Here is a 20,733-nt window from a genome sequence, read left to right on the forward strand (position 1 = left end):
CTTTAGACTTTTGGCCCATGTAATGACGCCGATTTGTACCCAGATTGCGGGCGTCCACCAAATCAATGATTTGGTGAAGTGCAGCTAAAAGGGTGTGTCCAGCGTTGATGGCCACCCGTAAGGGTGGCCTTTTTTTATTCTTCTTCCCTATGCCTGCTCCCTCGCACTCCTTCTTAGGCCTCCTATTAAGGCAGACGCCATGATTGAACTTAGTAACGTCAGTAAAACTTATGGCAGCGGCGAAAGCGCCGTTCATGCCCTCAAGGATATCAATTTACACGTGCCCAAAGGCACTATTCACGGTGTCATCGGCCTATCGGGCGCCGGTAAATCAACTTTGATTCGCTGTGTTAACCTGTTAGAGCGCCCCACCCAAGGCAGCGTAACGGTCGATGGTCAGGAAATGATGCGCTTAAATCGTAGCGCCCTGAACCAGGCACGCCACCGCATTGGCATGATCTTTCAGCACTTTAACCTACTTACTACACGCAACGTGTTCGACAACGTCGCTCTCCCGCTTGAATTAATGGGTGAAAAGCGCAGCGCCATTCAAAGCCGCGTTTTACCCCTGCTTGAGATGGTCGGCCTAGCCGATAAAGCCAAGCAGTATCCCGCCCAGCTTTCAGGGGGTCAAAAGCAGCGCGTTGCCATCGCTCGTGCGCTTGCCAGCAAGCCCAACGTCTTATTGTGCGATGAAGCGACCTCTGCGCTTGACCCGCAAACCACAGGCTCGATTCTTGAACTGCTACGCGATATCAACCGCCAGTTGGGTATTACCATTTTGCTGATTACCCACGAGATGGAAGTGGTCAAGTCCATCTGCCATCGAGTGAGTCTGATTTCCAATGGCCAACTGGTGGAAGACGCCGAAGTGGGTGACTTTTTCACCGCCCCTGCCACAATGCTTGGGCGTGAATTTCTTAACGACTTCCTTCAGCTCACGCCACCGAAAGAGCTAATCGAGCGGTTGGGCGATACATCGAGCGAGAATACGCACCCGGTGGTGCGTCTGACGTTTTCAGGCGATGCCGTCTCAACCCCGCTTATTTCCCGTTTAGCGCGAGAGTGCAATGTGGACGTCAGTATTTTACAAGCCAAGGTGGAGTCCATTCAGGATCGCACCCTAGGGCTCATGATTGCCGAACTGCTGGGCTCTGAGGCCCAGACCCAGGAAGCCATGGCTTATCTTCAATCACATCAGCTACACGTAGAGGTACTTGGCCATGTCCAGCGCACTGTTTAATCTTATTTTACAGGCCACGCTGGATACGCTTTATATGGTGGCGATTTCCGGTGTGATCTCGACCCTGCTGGGGCTTCCACTTGGCGTGATGCTGTATGCCACGCGCCCGCGCCAGATTCTGGCTCAGCCGGTGCTTAACCGGACCCTGGGGATTATTACCAATGTGGGCCGCTCGATTCCTTTTATTATCCTGATGGTGGCGATCATTCCGTTCACCCGCATGCTGGTCGGTACCTCAATTGGAATCAACGCCGCCTCTGTCCCTCTTACCATTGCGGCTATTCCTTTTGTGGCACGTTTGATAGAAGGTGCGCTTAATGAAGTTTCGCCTGGCTTGATTGAATCCGCCCAGTCAATGGGCGCGACACCCTGGCAGATTATCTGCAAGGTCCTCATTCCCGAAGCAAGAGGTGGAATCATTACGGGTTTGACCATTACGCTGGTAACACTTGTCAGCTATTCCGCTATGGCGGGTGCTGTGGGCGGCGGCGGCTTGGGCGACCTGGGCATCCGCTATGGGTATAACCGCTTCAATCCGACTATCATGCTGATTACCGTCGTTATTCTCGTAGTGATGGTGCAAGCTTTTCAAAGCTTCGGCGACTACTTGGTTCGCAAGAGTGATCGCAAATAAGGATAGTAAGGGCCCATGCGCCCTTATAACAAAAACACATTAGACTTATTTTTTTTATTCCAGCATTATTAGGTCATAGTGGTATAACGCAATAGGAGATTTTCATGCAAAAACTTATCATCGGTAGCCTTACCGCTTTGGCACTGTCTGTTAACGTTGCGAATGCTGAAGCTCGCACACTGAAAATGGGTACCGTTGCAGGTCCTGAAACCGAGGTAATGGAAGTAGCTGCACGCATTGCCAAGGAAGAGTACGACCTCGACGTAGAAATCATTGAATTTACCGATTACGTAACACCTAATGCAGCCCTGGCCGATGGCAGTCTAGACGCCAATGCCTACCAGCACGCGCCTTACCTGAACGCCATGGTCAATGATCGCGGTTACGATCTTGCCGTAGCAGGTTATACCTTTGTTTATCCGATCGGCGCTTACTCAGAAAAATTTGAAAGCATTGAAGATTTGCCTGACGGCGCACAAATCGCCCTGCCTAACGACCCTTCCAACGAAGGACGCGCGCTGATCCTAATGCACAATCATGGCCTGATTACGCTCAACGATCCGGAAAATCTTGAAGCAACGCCGATTGATATTGCTGAAAATCCGCGCAATTTCCGCTTCCGTGAAATCGAGGCTGCCCAGCTGCCCCGTGTATTGCCTGATGTAGACATGGCTTTCATCAACAATACGTTTGCACAGCCTGCCGGCCTGGAACTTGACGATGCACTCATCAAGGAAGGTCCGGAATCGCCCTATGTGAACCTGATTGCCGTACGCGGCGGCGACGAGGACCGTGAAGATATTCGCCAGTTGGTTGATGCATACCAGCGTGATGAAGTCGCGGCTAAAGCAGAAGAGCTGTTCAAAGGCGCCGCCGTTCCGGGCTGGACTGAATAAGCTATTTAAAACCAGCAATACCTTCAGGCCAGCCTTAGCGCTGGCCTGATGCGTTCAGAAAGAGATCACCATGCCATCTACTGATTACACGCTATTGAACCGCCAGCTGGAAGCATTACTGGATACCCGTGACTGGCTTACCAACAGCGCTCAAACCTGTGCCTTCATCAAACAGGAAATTGCGGATTTAAACTGGGCAGGATTTTATCTTCAACGCCAGCCAGAAGTGCTCGGATTGGGGCCTTTTCAAGGCAAGCCAGCCTGCCACCCGATTCCGTTCAGTAAAGGTGTCTGTGGCGCTGCAGCGCGCCAGCAGCGCACTCAGCGAGTCGATGATGTACACGCCATAGCGGATCATATTGCCTGTGATGCTGACTCACGCTCGGAGCTGGTTATACCCGTCGTTATTGAGGGCTACCTATGGGGAGTTCTGGACTTAGACAGCCCCCTACCGGCACGCTTCACGTCAGATGACCAGGCAGGGATCGAAGCACTGATAGCTACCTTTCAACGCCAGACGGATCTGCCACGCAGCGTTTGAGCATTCAGTGATAGGTGTGAAGATGAATGGTACAAAAAGCGCGAAAAATAACATCACTCATGGATAGCTCAGCCCCGCGTCGCGCTTTGCGCAACGTTTGGTTAAGTATTTCCTCAGCCTTTTGACGACTGAGCCCTAGCTCTTGGGCTGTTTTGAAATAGTCCTCGAGCTCGGCGCTTTCGATATCACTGCTAACAGGCCGTATGCCTGCTTGCACGCCCATTCGACTGCCCAGTGAAGTAAACCAGTTAGGTATTACGTTAAGATACATATTTCCATCCTTGAAGTATGCTTGTTAGCAGGTTAGTTCAACACCCTATAAAATCCAGCACGCTATCCAACACAAAATTCTTGTGCAGATATTACACACGGCATGTTAAGGAATTGTGGATGGGAGAACCAGGCTTATGGGCAAACAACTAAAAAAGCCCCGTGCTTAAGCACAGGGCTAATTTGGTAGGACCAGGCGGATTTGAACCGCCGACCTCCACGATGTCAACGTGGCGCTCTAACCAACTGAGCTATGGTCCTGAAAAAAGGGTTGCGATAATGGTAGGACCAGGCGGATTTGAACCGCCGACCTCCACGATGTCAACGTGGCGCTCTAACCAACTGAGCTATGGTCCTGTCTTGCAACGGATGCGTATTCTACTTAGTTATCACCATATTGCAAGCAACATTTTTCTTTCGCAATAACAGATTTACGTTCTATATGCCGATAAAATCGCCCCTAACAGAAAGAGTTTAACTTTTTGAAACTTAGAAAAAACAATTCTGAAATTCTCTTACCGTAGGGAGATAGAGAATGCTTCCCCCCTTAATTGCGTCTTTGACGTTGATACTGCTCGTGGCCACATTGGTAGCGCGCATCCCCTTGCGCTGGTGGTGGATCCGCTGCTTTGAATTTCCAAGGGTGCAAATGGCTATTCTTGCGCTTATTTGCGCTCTGGCAGGCCTTATATTGCTTGATTCAGGCACTTGGCTTTCTATCACCTGGGTTTCGGCGCTAATTACTGTTGGCCTTCAATGCCGTTACATTCTGCCCTGGACACGCTTATGGCGCGTTCAGGTAAACAAAGCGGATAAAGATGCGCCTAAAGATCAGCATATAACGCTATTGATTGCTAACGTTTTAATGTCCAATCGCCAAGCGGACGGGTTAATCAACATGATCAATCAGCACCAACCGGATATCATCTTAACCCTGGAGTCGGATCAGTGGTGGCAGGACCAGCTCGATCCTCAACTTGATGAGACCTGGTGTTACAGCGCAAAGGTGCCGTTAGACAATCTTTACGGCATGCACTTATATTCACGTTTGCCTCTGAAAAATACCTCTGTCAAATGGCTAATTCAGGATGATATTCCCTCCATTCATACACAGGTGACGCTTGAAAGCGGCGATCACATTCGCCTTTACGCCGTTCACCCTCGCCCTCCTGCCCCAGCAGAAAGCGAGAAATCATTATGGCGTGATGCCGAGCTTCTATGGGTCGGGCAGGAAGTGCATGAGAAACCTCTCCCGACATTGGTTGCAGGCGACCTTAACGACGTCGCTTGGTCGATCACTACGCGGCTATTCTGCAGGGTTAGCGGCATGCTGGATCCTCGGCGTGGTCGGGGCATGTTTAGCACCTTTCACGCCAAGAACCCTCTGCTGCGCTGGCCTCTTGACCATATCTTCGTTACCAATCATTTCACGCTAGTCAATATGCAGCGGCTTGAAGCTTTTGGATCTGACCACTTTCCCATTGTGGCCACATTCTGCTACTGCCCTGAACGTCAAGACGAACAGGAAACGCCAGATGCCAATCGCGAAGAACGCGAGGAAGCTAAGGACACTATTCAACAGGGTAAAACTGAGAAACAGGAAACCTGAGCTGGCTGTTTCTCAGCCTGCCTGTTACTCAGGCACTCCGCCCTGAGTCAGCACCAAGGGATCAAGCAAGCGCTCCAACGTTTCGCGGTCAAGATCAGTCTCCTCCTCGGCCACATCGATAATGGGGCGCCCGGCCTGGTACGCTTTCTTGGCGACCGCTGCTGCTGCGTTATAGCCAATGACACTATTGAGCGCGGTCACCAGTATCGGGTTCCGAGCGAGCGGGCCTTGCAGGTTATCCTCACGAACCTTGAACGTGGCAATAGCTCGATCAGCAAGTAGGCGCGACGTATTACTCATCAGCGTGATAGAGGTAAGCAGATTGGTCGCCACCAGTGGCAGCATGACATTGAGCTGGAAATTACCACTTTGCCCGGCCACCGTAATGGCGGTATCCAAGCCAATGACCTGGGCCGCCGCTTGAGCTGCTGATTCAGGGATCACCGGGTTGACCTTGCCCGGCATGATCGAGCTGCCCGGCTGCAGGGCTTCAAGCTCAATTTCACCCAGCCCTGCCAGAGGTCCTGAATTCATCCAGCGCAGGTCATTGGCAATTTTCATGACGACGCAGGCCAGCCCTTTTAACTGCCCAGAGAGTTCCACAGCCGCATCCTGTGAGGAGAGGTTAGCAAAAAAGCTGTCGTTAGGGGCAAACGGCAACCCTGTCTGCTCGCTTAGCTCTTTAGCAACCTGCTCGGCAAACCCCTCAGGCGCATTGATCCCCGTACCTACCGCAGTCCCCCCCTGCGCTAAACGGCATAGCCTGATCATGGCGCTATCCAACCGTTCAATCGCCTGGCCGATTTGGCTTGACCACGCGCCTAGCTCCTGGTCCATGCGCAGCGGCATGGCATCCATCAGGTGTGTGCGCCCGGTCTTGACCACATGCTTAAGCTCACCCGCCCGCTGGTCAATACACGCTCTTAAATGCTCCAGAGCGGGGCGTAGCGACCCATTGACCGCAATAGCGGCTGATACATGGATCGCTGTGGGAATGACGTCATTACTTGATTGCCCCATATTGACATGATCGTTCGGCGTTACATCGACCCCTTCACGACTCGCAAGCGTAGCTAACACTTCATTGACGTTCATGTTACTTGAAGTGCCTGACCCCGTTTGAAACACGTCAATGGGAAAATGTTCATCGTGTTCGCCGTTAATCACCTCTTGAGCGGCTTTTTGAATAGCGCGGGCTCTAGCATCATCAAGCAGCCCCAGCTGCTGATTGACACGGGCGGCGGCTAATTTAATACGCGCCACGGCATGAATAAAAGCGGCTGGCATAGGCGTATAAGAGATAGGAAAGTTATTGATCGCCCGCTGTGTTTGCGCGCCGTAAAGCGCATTGGCAGGTACGTTCAACTCACCCATGCTGTCACGTTCAATCCGAGTATCCATCTATCAACCTCCTTTAAATAGCAATCAATCTTATTTACAGATGATCACATCGGCAAGTCCATTCGCGGTAATGTCAGCTATTCAAGCTAGTCGCTCTTATTGATCGGGTAAATAAATACGTAGTCTGCTATTTGAAATACCTTTTTATCTCTTATAAATATCTTCTTATCAAGTATGTTGCGGTGCACAAAAACGGCTGCTATGCTGCCATACAGATATACCGACTAGTCAAAATTAGCGGTAAGCGACGTGATTACCTTAAAGGCGGTGAAACGTGGCTATTAGATGCTTACTATCGAGCGCCTTGTTGCGATTCAGGAGTTTTAAATGAACACTTTCAATACCAATGAAATGAACCAGCAGTTCGATAACGTTTTCATGGCCCCTGCACGTGCTTATGCAGCGCTGACTATTGATTACGCCGAAAAGATGCTGAACGCGCAAATGGAAGCGAGTCAGGCTTATACAGATGCTGGTATTCAGCAACTGCGCCAGCTGTCCTCTGTAAAAGATCCTCAGGAACTGCGCCGCTATATGGAAGGCCAACAGCAGGTTGTTAAGCAGATGGCCGAGCGTGCAAAGGGCGATGCCGATAAAGTCGTGTCTCTTCAACAGGACTACTTTCAGAAAAGTCAGAAGCTAACACAGGAAAGTGTTAAGCAGGCTCAAACGGCTGCCAGCACAATGCGCCAGCCAGCTTAACTTGTTAACTATATAAATATCGTATGGTCATAGGCACGCTCGCAGGTTTACCCAGCGGTCGTGCCTTACCAATGTAAGGCAGACTTGACGAAGGGAATCGTTAACTTTCGCTTGGCCGAAAGCGATGCTTGGTCAAGCGTTTCAATAGCACGGCAAAGCTCTCCCAACTCCCTTGGGCCACGGTGCAGAATATAACGCCCAACATCATCTGGCAGCTGCAATCCTCTGACATTCGCGCGCAATCTGAGTGCGGCCAGTCGATCTTCATCGTTCAAGGGATGTAGATGAAAGGTCACTCCCCAAGTTAATCGCGAGGCAAGATCCGGCAGTGCAACGTTAAGCTGGCGAGGCGCGGCACTTGAGGCAATCACCAATTGCTTTCCTGCATCACGCAGTCGATTGAAAGCATGAAACAGCGCTTCCTCCCACCGTTTTCGCCCCACGACATACTCAAGATCATCGATAGCCACTAGGTCCAGGCGCTCAATATCTTCAAGCATGAAGGGCGGAAAATGGCCAAGATCAGTCAAGGGTAGATATAGCGCACGCTTGTCGGCATCGGAAGCCGCATGGCAGGCCGCCTGAAGCAGATGGCTTCGTCCACTACCTGGCGCCCCCCATAAATAGATAAAGGGTTCCGAATTGCTCTGGAATTGCCGGGTCAAATGTTCGACCAGTGATGCATTTGTCGCTGAAGCGTAATAGTTATTAAAGGTTGCATCATCCCGCAACCCCACTCCTAACGGCAACTGTGCCGGCATTCGGCTCATGATGACTCCCTTTCGTCGTGACGACCTAGCCCATCATGGTGGTTTAAAGGCGTTAATGAGCGTTGTTCAGATTTATACAGCGTGCTCTGCTTGTAACGATCGTTCAGCTCCCGGAGAAGCACCATGAAAACGGCAGCCGCAGGTAATGCTAGCAGTACGCCGGTAAACCCAAATATATTGCCACCCGCTAACACTGCGAAAATAACTGCCACAGGGTGTAAACCAATTTTATCGCCTAGGAGTTTAGGCTGCAGTATGACACTTTCCGCTGCCTGACCGATACTAAATACCACGATCACACCCAGCACTGCCCACCACGTACCGAATTGAAATAGCGCGACAATTAGCGCAACTGCAATACCCACAATAAAGCCCAAAAAAGGCACAAAGCTGACGACTCCGGACACAAACCCGATGAGCAAACCAAAATTGAGTCCCATCAGCGTTAGCCCAGTGGCATAGATAATTCCCAGGCTTAACATGACCAGTAATTGTCCTCTTAAGAACGAGGCCAGCACTTCATCACAACGTCTGGCCAGACGAAACGTATCATCCGCCCATTGGCGCGGCACTAGGTTTGCAATGTTACTCAGCATCCGGTTCCAGTCGAGAAGCAGATAGAAGGTCACGACGGGAATCAGTGCGATATAGGTGATCCAGGTCATGAATGCCATCCCTGAGCGCCCGATATGCCCAAGCGCCTGGGCAAGGTAGCTGCCTGCATCGCGCCAGTTCTCCACAAGCACTTCACGCACGTTGGTAATTTCGGCACGCAGATCGTAGCCAGTCCACTCCTGAACCTGGGGTGCCAGAACGGTTTCCACCCAAGTGAAAATCCCGGGCACGGCGTCACCCAACTGCTTGATCTGCTGTACTACCAGGGGTATGAAGATCAGCAGGCTTGCACTCAGCACAATCAGCAATACCAAAAATACAAGACTTACGGCTAGCGGGCGCTTCATGCCCAGGCGTTGAAAATAGTTGGTCAACGGATCAGCCAGATATGCCAGCACCATACTGGCCACAAACGGCATAAGCACTGAGTTGAGCAGATAGATTAAACCAAGCGCTACCACCAGCAGCACAACTCCCAACCATGTGTTTCGCATTATCTGACTCTCCTTCCTGGATCCATCAATCGCGGTTTACGCACTGAATAATAACAAAAGTTACCCTAACAAAGACCTTACCTGCATACCGGCGGTGCGGCTCACGTCGCTGAGTGTTACAATCCGCTGCAGTTATTGCCCAGCACTGGCCAATGCGCCAGCACTACCCGTACTGCTATAGGCTTCACAGGAACTGTCATGACCGAGACTTCCACTTCTCCGGCTACCCCTTCACTCAGCTATAAGGACGCCGGTGTCGATATTGATGCCGGAAACGCCCTAGTTGACCGCATCAAACATGTTGCCAAGCGCACCACTCGCCCTGAAGTAATGGGTGGTCTAGGCGGCTTTGGCGCCCTATGCGAGTTACCCGCTGGCTACAAGCAGCCGGTTCTGGTATCGGGTACCGACGGGGTGGGCACCAAGCTGCGCCTGGCAATGGATCTTGGCAAACATGACACCATAGGCATCGACCTGGTCGCCATGTGCGTCAATGACCTGATTGTTGCCGGCGCCGAGCCACTGTTGTTTCTTGACTACTATGCCACGGGTAAGCTGGATGTGGATATTGCCACAGACGTTGTGACCGGCATCGGCGCAGGTTGCGAGCTGGCTGGCTGCGCGCTGGTAGGTGGCGAAACGGCCGAAATGCCGGGCATGTACGAAGGCAGCGACTACGACCTTGCTGGATTTTGCGTTGGCGTCGTGGAAAAGTCTGAAATTCTAGACGGCAGCAAAGTAGGCGAAGGCGATGTTCTGCTTGGGCTGGCCTCGTCAGGCCCCCACTCCAACGGCTACTCGTTGATTCGCAAAATACTCGAGGTCAGCAACGCCTCCTTGGATACCCAGGTGGATAACGCCCCTCTTGGCGATGCGCTGATGGCACCAACGCGTATCTACGTAAAATCTCTGCTCTCCCTGATGCGTGGTACCTCGCTTTCCGTTCATGCTCTCTCTCATATTACAGGCGGCGGACTGCTGGAGAACATCCCCCGCGTACTGCCTGACAACCTGGCGGCCCATATCGATATCAACACCTGGCAGCGCCCAGCCGTGTTCGATTGGCTTCAGGCGCAGGGTAATGTTAACGAGACCGAAATGCACCGTGTACTCAATTGCGGGATCGGCATGGTGGTTGTAGTGCCTGCTGAAGAAGCTGAGCAAACCATGGCGCATCTGCAGGCTCAGGGTGAAACGGTCTACCGTATTGGTCATATCATCAAGCGCCAGGATGAAGCGGTCGTGCTGGAGAACCTATCAGCATGAGCGGTACCCAATACAGCGATACGATAACCGATATGGCGCCAGAGCCTGTTGGCGCTCGCCGTGTGGTGGTGCTGATTTCAGGCAGTGGCAGTAATCTTCAGGCGCTGATCGACGCGCAGTCTCATGATCGTTTAGGCGGCGAGATTGTGGCCGTTATCTCCAACGAGCCCGATGCTTACGGCTTGAAACGTGCCCACGAAGCGGGTATCGAAGCGGTTGCTCTACCCCATCGTGAATATGATAGCCGCGATGCGTATGACGGCGCCCTGATCAAGGTTATTGAGCGTCACGAACCCGATCTGATTGTGCTGGCTGGCTTTATGCGCATTCTGACGCCGCGCTTTGTCCAACGCTTTCTGGGCCGGATGCTTAACATTCATCCTTCCCTGCTTCCCGCCTATCAAGGGCTTAATACCCATGCGCGGGCTCTGACGGATAAGGTAACCAGCCACGGCTGTAGCGTACACTTTGTCACTGAAGAGCTGGACGGGGGCCCGGTAGTGCTTCAAGCCGAACTCGCGGTCAGTGTCGACGATACCCAAGACACCCTCAAGGATAAGGTTCATGCCCGCGAGCACTTGATCTACCCTATCGCCGTACAGTGGTTTCTCGAAGGACGGCTTCAATACAGTGCCGAAGGCGCCAAAATGGATGGTCACCTCCTGCCTCCCCATGGCATGCGGCTTTCGCATGAAGACGCCGCTGAAGAGCTGGATGAAAACATTGAAGAAGATTAACCCTCAAGCCTAGGTCAATCGTTAACGTCAACTAAAAAGCCCTACGGGAAACCGTAAGGCTTTTTAGGTTATCTAAGCACGGTTGAGCATTTAAGTACGCGGCAAGGTAACACCACGCTGCCCCATGTATTTACCGCCCCGGTCTTTATATGAGGTTTCGCACACCTCATCAGATTCTAAAAACAGCATTTGCGCAACACCTTCATGGGCATAAATCTTGGCGGGCAAATTGGTCGTGTTTGAAAATTCAAGCGTTACATGCCCTTCCCACTCCGGCTCAAGCGGCGTGACGTTAACGATAATACCGCAGCGCGCATAGGTAGATTTGCCGAGGCAGATCGTCAGTACATTACGAGGAATTCGAAAATACTCAACGGTTCTTGCAAGTGCAAATGAGTTGGGGGGAATGATGCACACATCCCCTTTTATATCCACGAAGCTCTTGGCATCAAACGCCTTGGGATCGACGATGGCCGAGTGAATATTGGTGAACACCTTGAATTCATCAGCGCAGCGCACATCGTAACCGTAGCTTGAGGTGCCGTAGGAAATGACCCGCTGGTCATTTACATAGCGAACCTGCTCGGCTTCAAACGGTTCGATCATGGCATCGCTTTGCGCCATGCGACGAATCCACTTATCAGATTTGATACTCATGCGTTACTTTTACTCACTAAAAGAAATTGTGGGGCCATCGCTTTCGCTGGCACTCACTGATTGGGCAACCTGCCTGGCAATCTCTGCAAACGTCTGACTTATCGAGCTGTCAGGCTCTGACACGACGCTTGGCTTTCCCGAGTCCGCCAGCTCGCGAATCGACAGGGTCAACGGCAGTCGGCCCAACACCGTCGTCTGATACTCTTCGGCAATAAGATCGCCACCGCCCGTACCGAAAATGGCAGCTTCATGGCCACAATTTTCACAGTGATAGAGGCTCATGTTCTCGACTACCCCAAGCACCGGAACATTCACTTTACGGAACATCTCGATGCCCTTGCGGGCATCCAGCAGGGCAATGTCCTGAGGAGTAGTAACAATCACCGCTCCGGAAACCGGCACCTTTTGTGCCAGGGTAAGCTGTATATCCCCGGTACCAGGTGGCATGTCAATCAGCAGAAAATCGAGATTGTCCCATTGGGTCTGAGTCAGCATCTGCTGAAATGCGCCTACAACCATCGGCCCACGCCAGACCATCGCCTCACGGGTATTGACCATGAACGCCATCGACATCGCCTGCAGGCCGTGCGCCTCTAGCGGCAGGAACTTGTTGTCGCCCGTCGCCTGTGGGCGCACGCCTTCTTCAACACCAAGCATTTGTGCCTGGCTCGGCCCATAAATATCGGCATCCAGCACGCCCACCCGGTATCCCAAAGCAGAAAGCGCCAGCGCCAGATTGACGGTAACCGTCGACTTGCCAACGCCGCCTTTTCCCGATGCCACTGCGACAATATGTTTAACACCGTCCATTTAGTCGCACTCCTCATGTATAGGTGAATCGTTTGCTTTAATGAGATGATACTCGCTGAGCGCACTTTCATAAACCAAGAAACCAGAAAGCGGATGCTGGAGAGCCAGCATCCGCTTGTGCGGCTACCTGAAAGATCAGGTAATAGAATTATTGACTGCTGTTTTGTTGCTGATTGCCGTCAGCGTCATTGGCCGCTTCCTGGCTCTCCTCACCCTGTCCGGATTCGGCCTCGCCCGAGACGCCGCCTTCAGAGGCTGTGTCTTCTTCCTGACCGGCGAGCGTAGGCACTTCGTCGGTGGCAGCGTCATCCACGCTGCCCAGGCGCTGGTCAAGCGAGGAGAGCTCTTCGCGCCACTCGCCAAGCTGGGTTTCCAAACGAGAAAGCTGCTCTTCACGTGCCTCGATATCGCTTTCGACATTGGCTACTTCGTTACGGCCAATATCCAGCGCTACCATAAGGTCGTCCATTTCACTACGCACCTGGATCAGGCTTTCGTCTTCCTGTTCACGAAGTTCTACCAGTGAATCGACTTCGTTTTGCAGCTCGTCGCGCTCACTAGTAATCGATTCACGATTACTTTCTAACTCATCCAGCTCGCTTTGTGCTGACGATATTTGCTCTTGCAGGTCACTCAACTCTTCATTGGCCTGACTAATCTGTTCTTCAATATCAGCAAGCTCCTCTTCCGCGCTGCCTAACGCATCAATGGCCTCCTGACGCTGCTCTTCGGCTTGCTGACGAGCAGTTTCAGCCTCCCGACGGGCTTCATCGGCACTCTCACGCGCGTCTTCAACCTGTTGAAGCATGGATTGCGCTTCATCACGCGTAGTGACGATTTCATCCCGCTCATCGCGCAGCGATTGCATATCACTTTCTGCGTTTCCAAGCTCCTGGGTTAGCGAATCCACCTCTTGCTGAAGTGAGCTACGCTCAGCTTCCAGCTCTTCCAGACGCGTTTGGGTTGAGGTTACCTCATTTTGCGCGCTTTCAAGCGTAGCCATCGCTTCGTTACGCTGCTCTTCAAGGGACGCTATTTCTGCCTGCATGTCAGCCAGATTGGTTTCGGCCTGATCAATCTCTTGAATGCGACGACTGTAGCGGCGATTGTCCTGCTCCATGCTTGCCAACTGCGACTCAAGCGTCTCGATACGGTCTTTATGGGTATTGGCATTGGATTGCGCCATGATGGCCCAGATAACCGCGATAGCGGCGATGCCTGCTATTGCCCTGACGCGGTTATCCTTAAACAGGGTCTTTGTATCCAACCGATTTGCTGGAACTTGAGGCTCCGGGCGGTCTGCTTCTGACATTCTGCGTCCCTCTCTATCTTAGGCTACCCAAATCAGCAGCGTTAATTGTGCGTACATTTTGTAACGTTCATTATTAGCATACACAGCAAATGGCATCTCGCCAGTCGTTAGCGAATTCAACGTATTAACGCTGGCTCTACTCAACAAGGTAGATCATTTTTGCGGGCTTAATGCAGGCGGGTGAGCACCTTCAAACCATGTGAGCCTTGAATGCAGCGCCACTACGCGACCTACAATCAATAACGCTGGTGATTGGATCTGGCCCGCGATCAACGCATCTGGAAGCGAGCTCAGCGTCCCCACATGGGTTTGCTGCGCCCCGGTTGTGCCTTGTTCGATAATTGCCAAAGGCGTATCAGGCGCCAGGCCATAGGCTATCAGCTTGCGGCATATGGTTTCAGCACTGCTTAGCCCCATATAAAAAACCAGTGTCTGCCCCGGCCGCGCAAGCCCCTCCCAATCAAGTGCGTATTCATCATCAGCTAAATGGCCAGTGACAAAATGAACGGCCTGGGCATAATCTCGGTGGGTAAGGGGAATGCCAGCATAAGCCGCGCAGCCGGATGCAGCGGTAATACCCGGTACAACTTCAACCGCCACATTATTGGCGATGAGTGCTTCCAGCTCCTCGCCGCCACGGCCAAATATGAAAGGGTCACCGCCTTTAAGCCTGACCACCTGCTTGTCTTCTTTTGCCCACTTTACTAACGTTTGACTAATTTCTGGCTGCGGGACACTATGCAATGAGCGGGACTTGCCAACATAAAATCTCTGCGCACGGCTTGGTATCAAAACCAGCACATCCGCACTAACCAGCCTATCATAAAGAACGATATCAGCTTGCTGTAACCGGTTATAAGCCTTGATCGTTAATAGCTCGGCGTCGCCAGGTCCAGCGCCTACTAAACTGACTAAACCGCTCGCCTTTCCTAACATTTTATTACTCACTTTGTTTCTGCACTGTATTTCATGGTTTGGCTCCTTAAACTAATTTAACAATAAAGACAACAAACTTAATTAATGACGCTAAAATTACTCAAATAAAAAACGCTCTTTATGTATAATACTTTAACAAAAGATAATAAAAATTAGCGTTATATCCATACTGAATTAACTTATGTCAATTTAATATTAATAATACGTTAATTTGTCAGCAATAGCTTACAACCCTGTTACGTAAACAAGGCTAGTCTTTACAACCAATTTTTGACGTTCGTTTGGAGCTTCGCGTATGTCCGGGATAGACATGCCTACACCACTAAGCGCTGACAGTCTTGTCCCGCTTATACCTGGGGTCATTTTTCAATTTTATCGCTCATCCAATGGGCATATGAAATTTCTTTACCTGGAAGGTGGTGGCGATGCATTGGAACATATTGATCGCGATCAGCTAGCCCATGACGCAGGTGTACTACTTGAGCCATTGACCGGCAGTGAATATCCCAAGGTTATGTCAGCGATTGAACGCTCAGCGCGCTGGATGCTGCCGCTCACTACACGCTTTAGACTACCAACCCCCAATGCCAAGTCACAGTGGATAGCGGTCTCTGCCCAGCCTTCGCCTGCCTCTGACGGTGTGCTCTGGACCGGTATGATGATGGATATCACTGATCAGGTTATCGAGGAGCAGCGGTTGCGCCGGCTCAGCGATACCGATGCCCTTACCGGATTACCCAATCGCCGCAAGCTGATGAAGCACCTCACTCATCTGGCGTCATTGAGTGCCCGCCATGGCACTCCTTTATCCATCATGATGATCGATATTGATCACTTTAAATTAATTAATGACCGCTGGGGGCATTTACAAGGCGATGAAGTATTAAGACAGCTAGCCACTAAAATGAAAGCATTTGTTCGTCGCGAGGATATGGTAGCCCGCTTGGGCGGTGAAGAGTTTATGGTAGCGCTGCCATTAACGTCGCTTCAGCAATGCCACCAACTTGCTGACCAATTACGCGAAGCTGTCTCACAGCACGATTTTAGCGTAGGTGCGGGTGAAGTTACGCTTAGTATTGGCGTGACAGAGTACCGGTGCGGTGAACAGCTGCAGAATTTAATTGAACGTACCGACCAGGCTCTTTATAGCGCCAAGGACGTTGGCCGGGACTGTGTTTGCCTTCTGACGTAAAAGGTACCGATAATTGTCTGATCAAGGAGGGTTGGCTATGTCACTACTGGCTAATAGCGCTTGTAAACCGTGTCATAAAAATGCGCCGCCGGTTAATGCGAGCGAGCGACAAGCGTATCTTGAGCAGTTACCAGAGTGGCGGATTGTCGAGCACGATGGCATCATGAAGCTATCACGAAGTTTTTCGTTTCGTGACTTTGCCAACGCACTGGCATTTACGCAACGCGTTGGCGAAATAGCCGAGCAGGCTGGACACCACCCCGTTATTACCACTGAGTGGGGTAAAACGACTGTAGTGTGGTGGACTCATCAAATTAACGGCCTGCACCTTAATGATTTCATTCTTGCCGCCAGAACCGACGAGGTAGCTGAGTAAATGTTTGAGCATATAGAGCGAGTCCCTGGAGATGCCATTCTCGGACTGATAGAAGCTTTCAAAAAAGATACCAATCCACAAAAGGTTGACCTGGGCGTAGGTGTTTACCGCGATTCCAAGGGAAATACGCCGGTAATGCGCGCCGTCAAGGAAGCCGAAGCTCGCCTGCTCAAGAATGAAAGCACCAAAACCTACATTGGTTCTCATGGCGCTCCGGCTTACAGTGATGTCGTACTACCCATGGTACTGGGGAGCGACTCACCGGTATTGGCTGCCAAACGCGCAAGCGCCACTCAATCTCCTGGTGGTACAGGCGCTTTACGCTTGGCGGCAGACTTCATTGCTGCCCAGTTACCCGGCAAAGGCATTTGGGTAAGTGACCCTACCTGGCCGAACCACCACGGTATTTTCACCTCCGCCGGCATTGAGCTGCATAAATACCCCTATGTAGACGCGGATAACCGCCTTGATTTCTCTGGCATGTTGGCCGCGCTGAAAAAGATTCCTGAAGGTGATGTGGTAGTACTGCATGCGTGCTGCCACAACCCGACCGGGTTTGATCTTTCTCAAGAGCAGTGGCAAGAAGTGCTGGGTGTTTTGCGTGAGCGCAAGCTGTTACCGCTAGTCGACTTCGCTTACCAGGGCTTCGGCGAAGGTCTGGACGAAGACGCTTACGGCGTACGCCTGCTGGCTGAAAAGCTGGATGAAGTGATTATCACCAGCTCCTGCTCCAAGAACTTCGGCATTTACTGTGAGCGGACAGGCTGTCTTATCATGGTCGCTAAAGACGTCGAGCAGATGGAGAACGTGCGCTCTCAGGTCGCCATTGTGGCGCGTGAAAACTATTCCAACCCGCCGGCTCACGGTGGCGCCATTGTCAGCGAAATCTTGGGCGATGCCGAGCTTACGGCCATGTGGCGTGAAGAGCTGACCGAAATGCGCGATCGCATTAATACGCTGCGTCGTGACTTCGTCGATGCCTTAAAGCCTTACGGGCTTGATCAGAAGTACGCGTGCGTTGCTGAACAGCGTGGCATGTTCTCCTATACAGGCCTTACGCCTGAACAGGTGGACCGTCTGCGTGATGAGTTTGGTATTTACATGGTTCGTTCTGGCCGCGCTAACGTAGCGGGTTTCTCACATGAGAACCTGCCTTACCTTGCCAAAGCCATTGCGGCGGTTAACGACTAACCGTTTGCTTTATGCATGCCAAAACGCCCGGGCTATGCCTGGGCGTTTTTGTATCTTGGGAACCGTTTTATTGTTGTGTACAATTGTTCGCTTGCCGCCAGAGCCTGGGGCGCCCGTGCGGCGTCCTATGCAATGTAATACCTGACCGATCAGTCAAACCTGAACCTTAGCGGTCGGCCGATCAGTATTGCGTTGTGAACATCCTATTCGATGAGGCCTTCCATGGCGGCAGCCATTACACGCTATCCCTGGTATAAAAAAGAAGATACTGACGCGTTCTTCGCACTTTTTCAGAACAATATTGCTAACTTTATTGTTATTGCGATCACCATGCTGGGCATGGGATTTCCCGCCTCCATTGTCTATGGCCAGGTGCTACCGGGAGCGGCTATCGCGGTAATGGTAGGCAACTTCTACTACGCCTGGAGTGCAGCTAGGCTGGCACGCAAGGAAAACCGCACCGATGTCACTGCCCTCTCGTACGGCATTTCAACACCGGTCATGTTTGTATTCCTGTTTGGCGTGCTGCTGCCTGCCAAACAACTAACCGGCGATGTCGAGCTTGCCTGGAAAGTCGCAGTTGCGGCTTGTTTTATTAGCGGCGCCATCGAAGCGGCTATCAGCGTCATTGGCCGCTGGGTTCAGTATCACCTGCCGCGTGCGGCCATGCTGGGTGCTGTTGCAGGCGTCGCGCTTACGTTCATAGCAGGCGAAATGCTGTTTAAAACGCTGGAAGTGCCCGTTATCGGCCTTTTAGTATTGGCGATTATCATTGTGGGGCTTGTCGCGCGGGTGAGCATGCCTTTTAAACTGCCTACGTCATTGTTTGCAATTGTTATTGGCACCGCAATGGCCTACCTGATTGGCGATGCAGGAAGCGAGCGCTTCAGTGATGCGTTTACCCACCTGGGTTTCTACCCACTGCTACCCAACCTGGCCTGGCTTGAAGGCCTTGGCCTGTTATTTACGGGCATGCTGGCAGTACTGACCGTGGTTCTTCCCATCACGCTTTACAACGCTATTGAAACCATGAACAACGTTGAAGCAATGGAGGCGGCCGGAGACAAATATGACGTACGCGAATGCCAGGCGGTCGATGGCGTTGGCACGATGATAGGTGCACTGTTTGGCGGCGTTTTTCCTACCACCGTCTACATTGCCACCGTAGGCGCCAAATGGATGGGTGCAGGCCGCGGCTACAGTCTTCTCAACGGCGCAGTTTATGCGATTGCCACTATGACCGGCTTAATTGCCGCTCTGGCCGCCATCATTCCGGTTTCGGTTGTAGCGCCTATTCTGGTTTTTGTTGGCATGTCGATGATTGCCACTGCGTTTCAAGCCAATGACACGCGCTATTACCCAGCAGTGGCGCTTGCCATGCTGCCTTACTTCGCCAACTACATCATGACCCGGTTTAACCGCGGTGCAGGCGAGGTTGTCAGCGACATTTCCAGTGCCATTGTGGTGATGGGGCAAGGCGCTATGTTCATGGCAATTCTTTTGGGTGCAATGACCGTGTCTGTCATTGATCATCAGTTTCGGCGGGCGGCGGCGTTTGCAGCCATTGCGGCAGGCTTTTCGTTTATTGGCCTGATGCATGCCCCAAAACTTGCCTTCAATGCCGCGCCTGAATTTGTAATGGGCTATTTGGCAATGGCCCTGTTATTTATATATTTTTCTTTTCAGGAGGCCTCGCACAAGCGCTAACCCATTCCACCCCTATTAGGCGTTATATCCCGCCTGCCGTTGCGGGCGGGATAATATACGCTTCAACACTGCCCAGGCCGTCAAGCCTGCCAGAACATTACCCAATGCTGCACCACTGGCCAGGCCCCACCAGCCAAAAAGCTGTGAGCCTATCCATAAACAGGGCAAATAACAGATGAACAGCCGTGCGCTGGAAAGCAGCATGGCGCGCAGCGGCCAGCCCAGCGCATTACCCGCCGACACGACTAGCATACAGACGCCAAGTGCTGCGTAGCTTGGCAGCAAAAAACGAATCAGCAGCGTTAGCTCACTTTGTACGTTAGGTGTCCCCGCCAGCGCCATGGCAAGCCACGGGGCGCATAGCGCAAGCAACAGGCCAAGCGTTAGCTGCCATACAATGGCAACTTTCAGCGCTAGACGCATAAGCTGCTGGATTTGCCCCCAATCGCCTGCGCCATAACAGCGACCCAACCAGGGAGGAAGCGACATGGTCATGGCGAGGATTACCATTAAAGACAGGGTCTCTAAACGGCTAGCCAATCCCCAGGCCGCCACCTGGGTATCACCCAACCCGGCTACCACTGAAATGGTTAGCATTCCGGCCAAGGGTGGCATCAACTGGCTGACCATGGCCGGTGCGGCAATTCCCAGATAGGGCCGCCAGGAGCGCTTTGCCTCCTGCCATATCCCCATATGCGTCACCCACTGCATGCGTATAAGTTTATGAATGGTAATTATCAGGCCCAGCGTAAAAGCAATGCACGTTGCCCATGCGGCTCCCGGTAAGCCCCATCCATCCCACGAGCCAAAACCAAAGATGAACAGCGGATCCAATACCAGGTTGGCAATGCTGCTCAGCACCATCATTTTGCCCGGAAGCCGGGTATTGCCATGGGCACGGAACACGCTATAGATAAAATAAAGCAGTGCCCCTAGCCATGCTGAAAAGAGCTGCGGCCCCCAATAGATGCGGATGTAGGAAAGCGCAGTGGTGTCCGCTCCTAGCTGGCGGAAAATGGGCTCATAAAAAACCCATAATCCGATACAGATAATGCCAATGATGGCACCGCCAGCAATGAGCACCAGACTGCTCAATCTTTTCGCGCGGGCATGCTCATTCGCGCCCAAGGCGCGCGATATGAGTGCTGCAATCGCAATTCCCATCCCTACCTGGATGCCGATGATTAAAAACGAAAGCGGAAAAGTAAACGACTGCGCAGCCAAGGGAGCCGTACCTAAACGAGCAATAAAAGCACTATCCACAAGTTGAAAACCTAATAGCGCCAACACACCGATTGCCATCGGCCATGTCTGGCGCCATAAGGTTATTGCCAACTCGCGCTGCTGCAAGGGATGGGACAAGCTCAAAACTCC

At 52.0% G+C, this 20,733-nt stretch carries 20 protein-coding genes and 2 tRNA genes; 12 read left to right on the forward strand and 10 right to left on the reverse strand.

Going from position 1 to position 20,733, the window contains the following annotated elements; genetic code table 11:
• Positions 1 to 199: 199 nt before the first annotated feature.
• The 4 genes from ELY25_RS03325 (at position 200) to ELY25_RS03340 (ending at position 3,314) form a co-directional block, all read left to right on the forward strand.
• Positions 200 to 1,243 carry a methionine ABC transporter ATP-binding protein gene (locus ELY25_RS03325; RefSeq protein ID WP_126949872.1) on the forward strand — a complete coding sequence of 348 codons (1,044 nt, stop codon included), beginning with the start codon at positions 200 to 202 and terminating at the stop codon, positions 1,241 to 1,243.
• Complete coding sequence (locus ELY25_RS03330; protein ID WP_126949873.1) at positions 1,224 to 1,877, forward strand: methionine ABC transporter permease; 654 nt, start codon at positions 1,224 to 1,226, stop codon at positions 1,875 to 1,877. Before ELY25_RS03325 ends, ELY25_RS03330 begins: the two co-directional genes overlap by 20 nt.
• Positions 1,878 to 1,981: 104 nt before the next feature.
• Positions 1,982 to 2,773, forward strand: coding sequence for a MetQ/NlpA family ABC transporter substrate-binding protein (locus ELY25_RS03335; protein ID WP_126949874.1), 792 nt, complete (start codon positions 1,982 to 1,984; stop codon positions 2,771 to 2,773).
• A 70-nt stretch (positions 2,774 to 2,843) separates the two neighbouring features.
• Positions 2,844 to 3,314, forward strand: a complete 471-nt coding sequence (locus ELY25_RS03340) for a GAF domain-containing protein (protein ID WP_126949875.1) — start codon at positions 2,844 to 2,846, stop codon at positions 3,312 to 3,314.
• A gap of 454 nt (positions 3,315 to 3,768) precedes the next feature.
• On the opposite strand, the gene ELY25_RS03345 is transcribed toward ELY25_RS03340, so the two are convergent.
• A tRNA-Val gene (locus ELY25_RS03345) sits at positions 3,769 to 3,845 on the reverse strand.
• Between the two features lie 19 nt (positions 3,846 to 3,864).
• Positions 3,865 to 3,941, reverse strand: a tRNA-Val gene (locus ELY25_RS03350).
• 178 nt (positions 3,942 to 4,119) lie between these two features.
• Here ELY25_RS03350 and ELY25_RS03355 point away from each other — a divergent pair.
• Positions 4,120 to 5,193, forward strand: a complete 1,074-nt coding sequence (locus ELY25_RS03355; protein WP_126949876.1) for an endonuclease/exonuclease/phosphatase family protein — start codon at positions 4,120 to 4,122, stop codon at positions 5,191 to 5,193.
• 24 nt (positions 5,194 to 5,217) lie between these two features.
• Here the strand turns inward: ELY25_RS03355 and ELY25_RS03360 are convergent, their stop codons facing one another.
• A complete protein-coding gene (locus tag ELY25_RS03360) occupies positions 5,218 to 6,594 on the reverse strand; it encodes a class II fumarate hydratase (RefSeq protein ID WP_126949877.1) in 1,377 nt (458 codons plus the stop codon).
• 327 nt (positions 6,595 to 6,921) lie between these two features.
• On the opposite strand from ELY25_RS03360, the gene ELY25_RS03365 reads away from it, so the two are divergent.
• Entirely contained in the window at positions 6,922 to 7,296 is a 375-nt protein-coding gene (locus ELY25_RS03365; protein WP_126949878.1) for a phasin family protein, read from the forward strand.
• Positions 7,297 to 7,361: 65 nt separating this feature from the next.
• Here the strand turns inward: ELY25_RS03365 and hda are convergent, their stop codons facing one another.
• Both hda and ELY25_RS03375 read right to left on the reverse strand, forming a co-directional pair.
• A complete protein-coding gene (gene hda / locus ELY25_RS03370) occupies positions 7,362 to 8,066 on the reverse strand; it encodes a DnaA regulatory inactivator Hda (RefSeq protein ID WP_126949879.1) in 705 nt (234 codons plus the stop codon).
• Entirely contained in the window at positions 8,063 to 9,175 is a 1,113-nt protein-coding gene (locus ELY25_RS03375; protein ID WP_126949880.1) for an AI-2E family transporter, read from the reverse strand. The genes hda and ELY25_RS03375 overlap by 4 nt, the downstream gene beginning before the upstream one ends.
• Before the next feature lie 198 nt (positions 9,176 to 9,373).
• On the opposite strand from ELY25_RS03375, the gene purM reads away from it, so the two are divergent.
• Positions 9,374 to 10,441: a phosphoribosylformylglycinamidine cyclo-ligase gene (gene purM / locus ELY25_RS03380; RefSeq protein WP_126949881.1), complete on the forward strand. Its 1,068-nt coding sequence runs from the start codon at positions 9,374 to 9,376 to the stop codon at positions 10,439 to 10,441.
• Positions 10,438 to 11,178 (forward strand): phosphoribosylglycinamide formyltransferase, encoded by a 741-nt coding sequence (purN, locus tag ELY25_RS03385; protein WP_126949882.1) that lies wholly within the window; start codon positions 10,438 to 10,440, stop codon positions 11,176 to 11,178. The genes purM and purN overlap by 4 nt, the downstream gene beginning before the upstream one ends.
• 90 nt (positions 11,179 to 11,268) lie before the next feature.
• On the opposite strand, the gene dcd is transcribed toward purN, so the two are convergent.
• The 4 genes from dcd to cobA all read right to left on the reverse strand — a co-directional run bounded on the left by dcd (position 11,269) and on the right by cobA (position 14,893).
• Positions 11,269 to 11,835 (reverse strand): dCTP deaminase, encoded by a 567-nt coding sequence (gene dcd, locus ELY25_RS03390; RefSeq protein ID WP_106375323.1) that lies wholly within the window; start codon positions 11,833 to 11,835, stop codon positions 11,269 to 11,271.
• 9 nt (positions 11,836 to 11,844) lie between these two features.
• A complete protein-coding gene (gene apbC / locus ELY25_RS03395) occupies positions 11,845 to 12,645 on the reverse strand; it encodes an iron-sulfur cluster carrier protein ApbC (protein WP_126949883.1) in 801 nt (266 codons plus the stop codon).
• 148 nt (positions 12,646 to 12,793) lie between these two features.
• Entirely contained in the window at positions 12,794 to 13,957 is a 1,164-nt protein-coding gene (locus ELY25_RS03400; protein ID WP_126949884.1) for a coiled-coil domain-containing protein, read from the reverse strand.
• 153 nt (positions 13,958 to 14,110) lie between these two features.
• A complete protein-coding gene (gene cobA, locus ELY25_RS03405; RefSeq protein ID WP_126949885.1) occupies positions 14,111 to 14,893 on the reverse strand; it encodes a uroporphyrinogen-III C-methyltransferase in 783 nt (260 codons plus the stop codon).
• A 295-nt stretch (positions 14,894 to 15,188) separates the two neighbouring features.
• On the opposite strand from cobA, the gene ELY25_RS03410 reads away from it, so the two are divergent.
• From ELY25_RS03410 to ELY25_RS03425, 4 genes are all read left to right on the forward strand, one after another.
• Positions 15,189 to 16,085, forward strand: a complete 897-nt coding sequence (locus ELY25_RS03410) for a GGDEF domain-containing protein (RefSeq protein ID WP_126949886.1) — start codon at positions 15,189 to 15,191, stop codon at positions 16,083 to 16,085.
• A 37-nt stretch (positions 16,086 to 16,122) separates the two neighbouring features.
• A complete protein-coding gene (locus ELY25_RS03415; RefSeq protein WP_126949887.1) occupies positions 16,123 to 16,461 on the forward strand; it encodes a 4a-hydroxytetrahydrobiopterin dehydratase in 339 nt (112 codons plus the stop codon).
• A complete protein-coding gene (locus ELY25_RS03420) occupies positions 16,462 to 17,652 on the forward strand; it encodes an amino acid aminotransferase (protein WP_126949888.1) in 1,191 nt (396 codons plus the stop codon).
• Between the two features lie 222 nt (positions 17,653 to 17,874).
• Entirely contained in the window at positions 17,875 to 19,359 is a 1,485-nt protein-coding gene (locus ELY25_RS03425; RefSeq protein WP_126949889.1) for an NCS2 family permease, read from the forward strand.
• 15 nt (positions 19,360 to 19,374) lie between these two features.
• Here ELY25_RS03425 and ELY25_RS03430 read toward each other — a convergent pair whose 3' ends face one another.
• Positions 19,375 to 20,661, reverse strand: a complete 1,287-nt coding sequence (locus ELY25_RS03430; RefSeq protein ID WP_422822368.1) for an MATE family efflux transporter — start codon at positions 20,659 to 20,661, stop codon at positions 19,375 to 19,377.
• Between the last annotated feature and the right edge of the window lie 72 nt (positions 20,662 to 20,733).

This window comes from Vreelandella populi (assembly GCF_003989825.1).
GTDB lineage: Bacteria > Pseudomonadota > Gammaproteobacteria > Pseudomonadales > Halomonadaceae > Vreelandella > Vreelandella populi.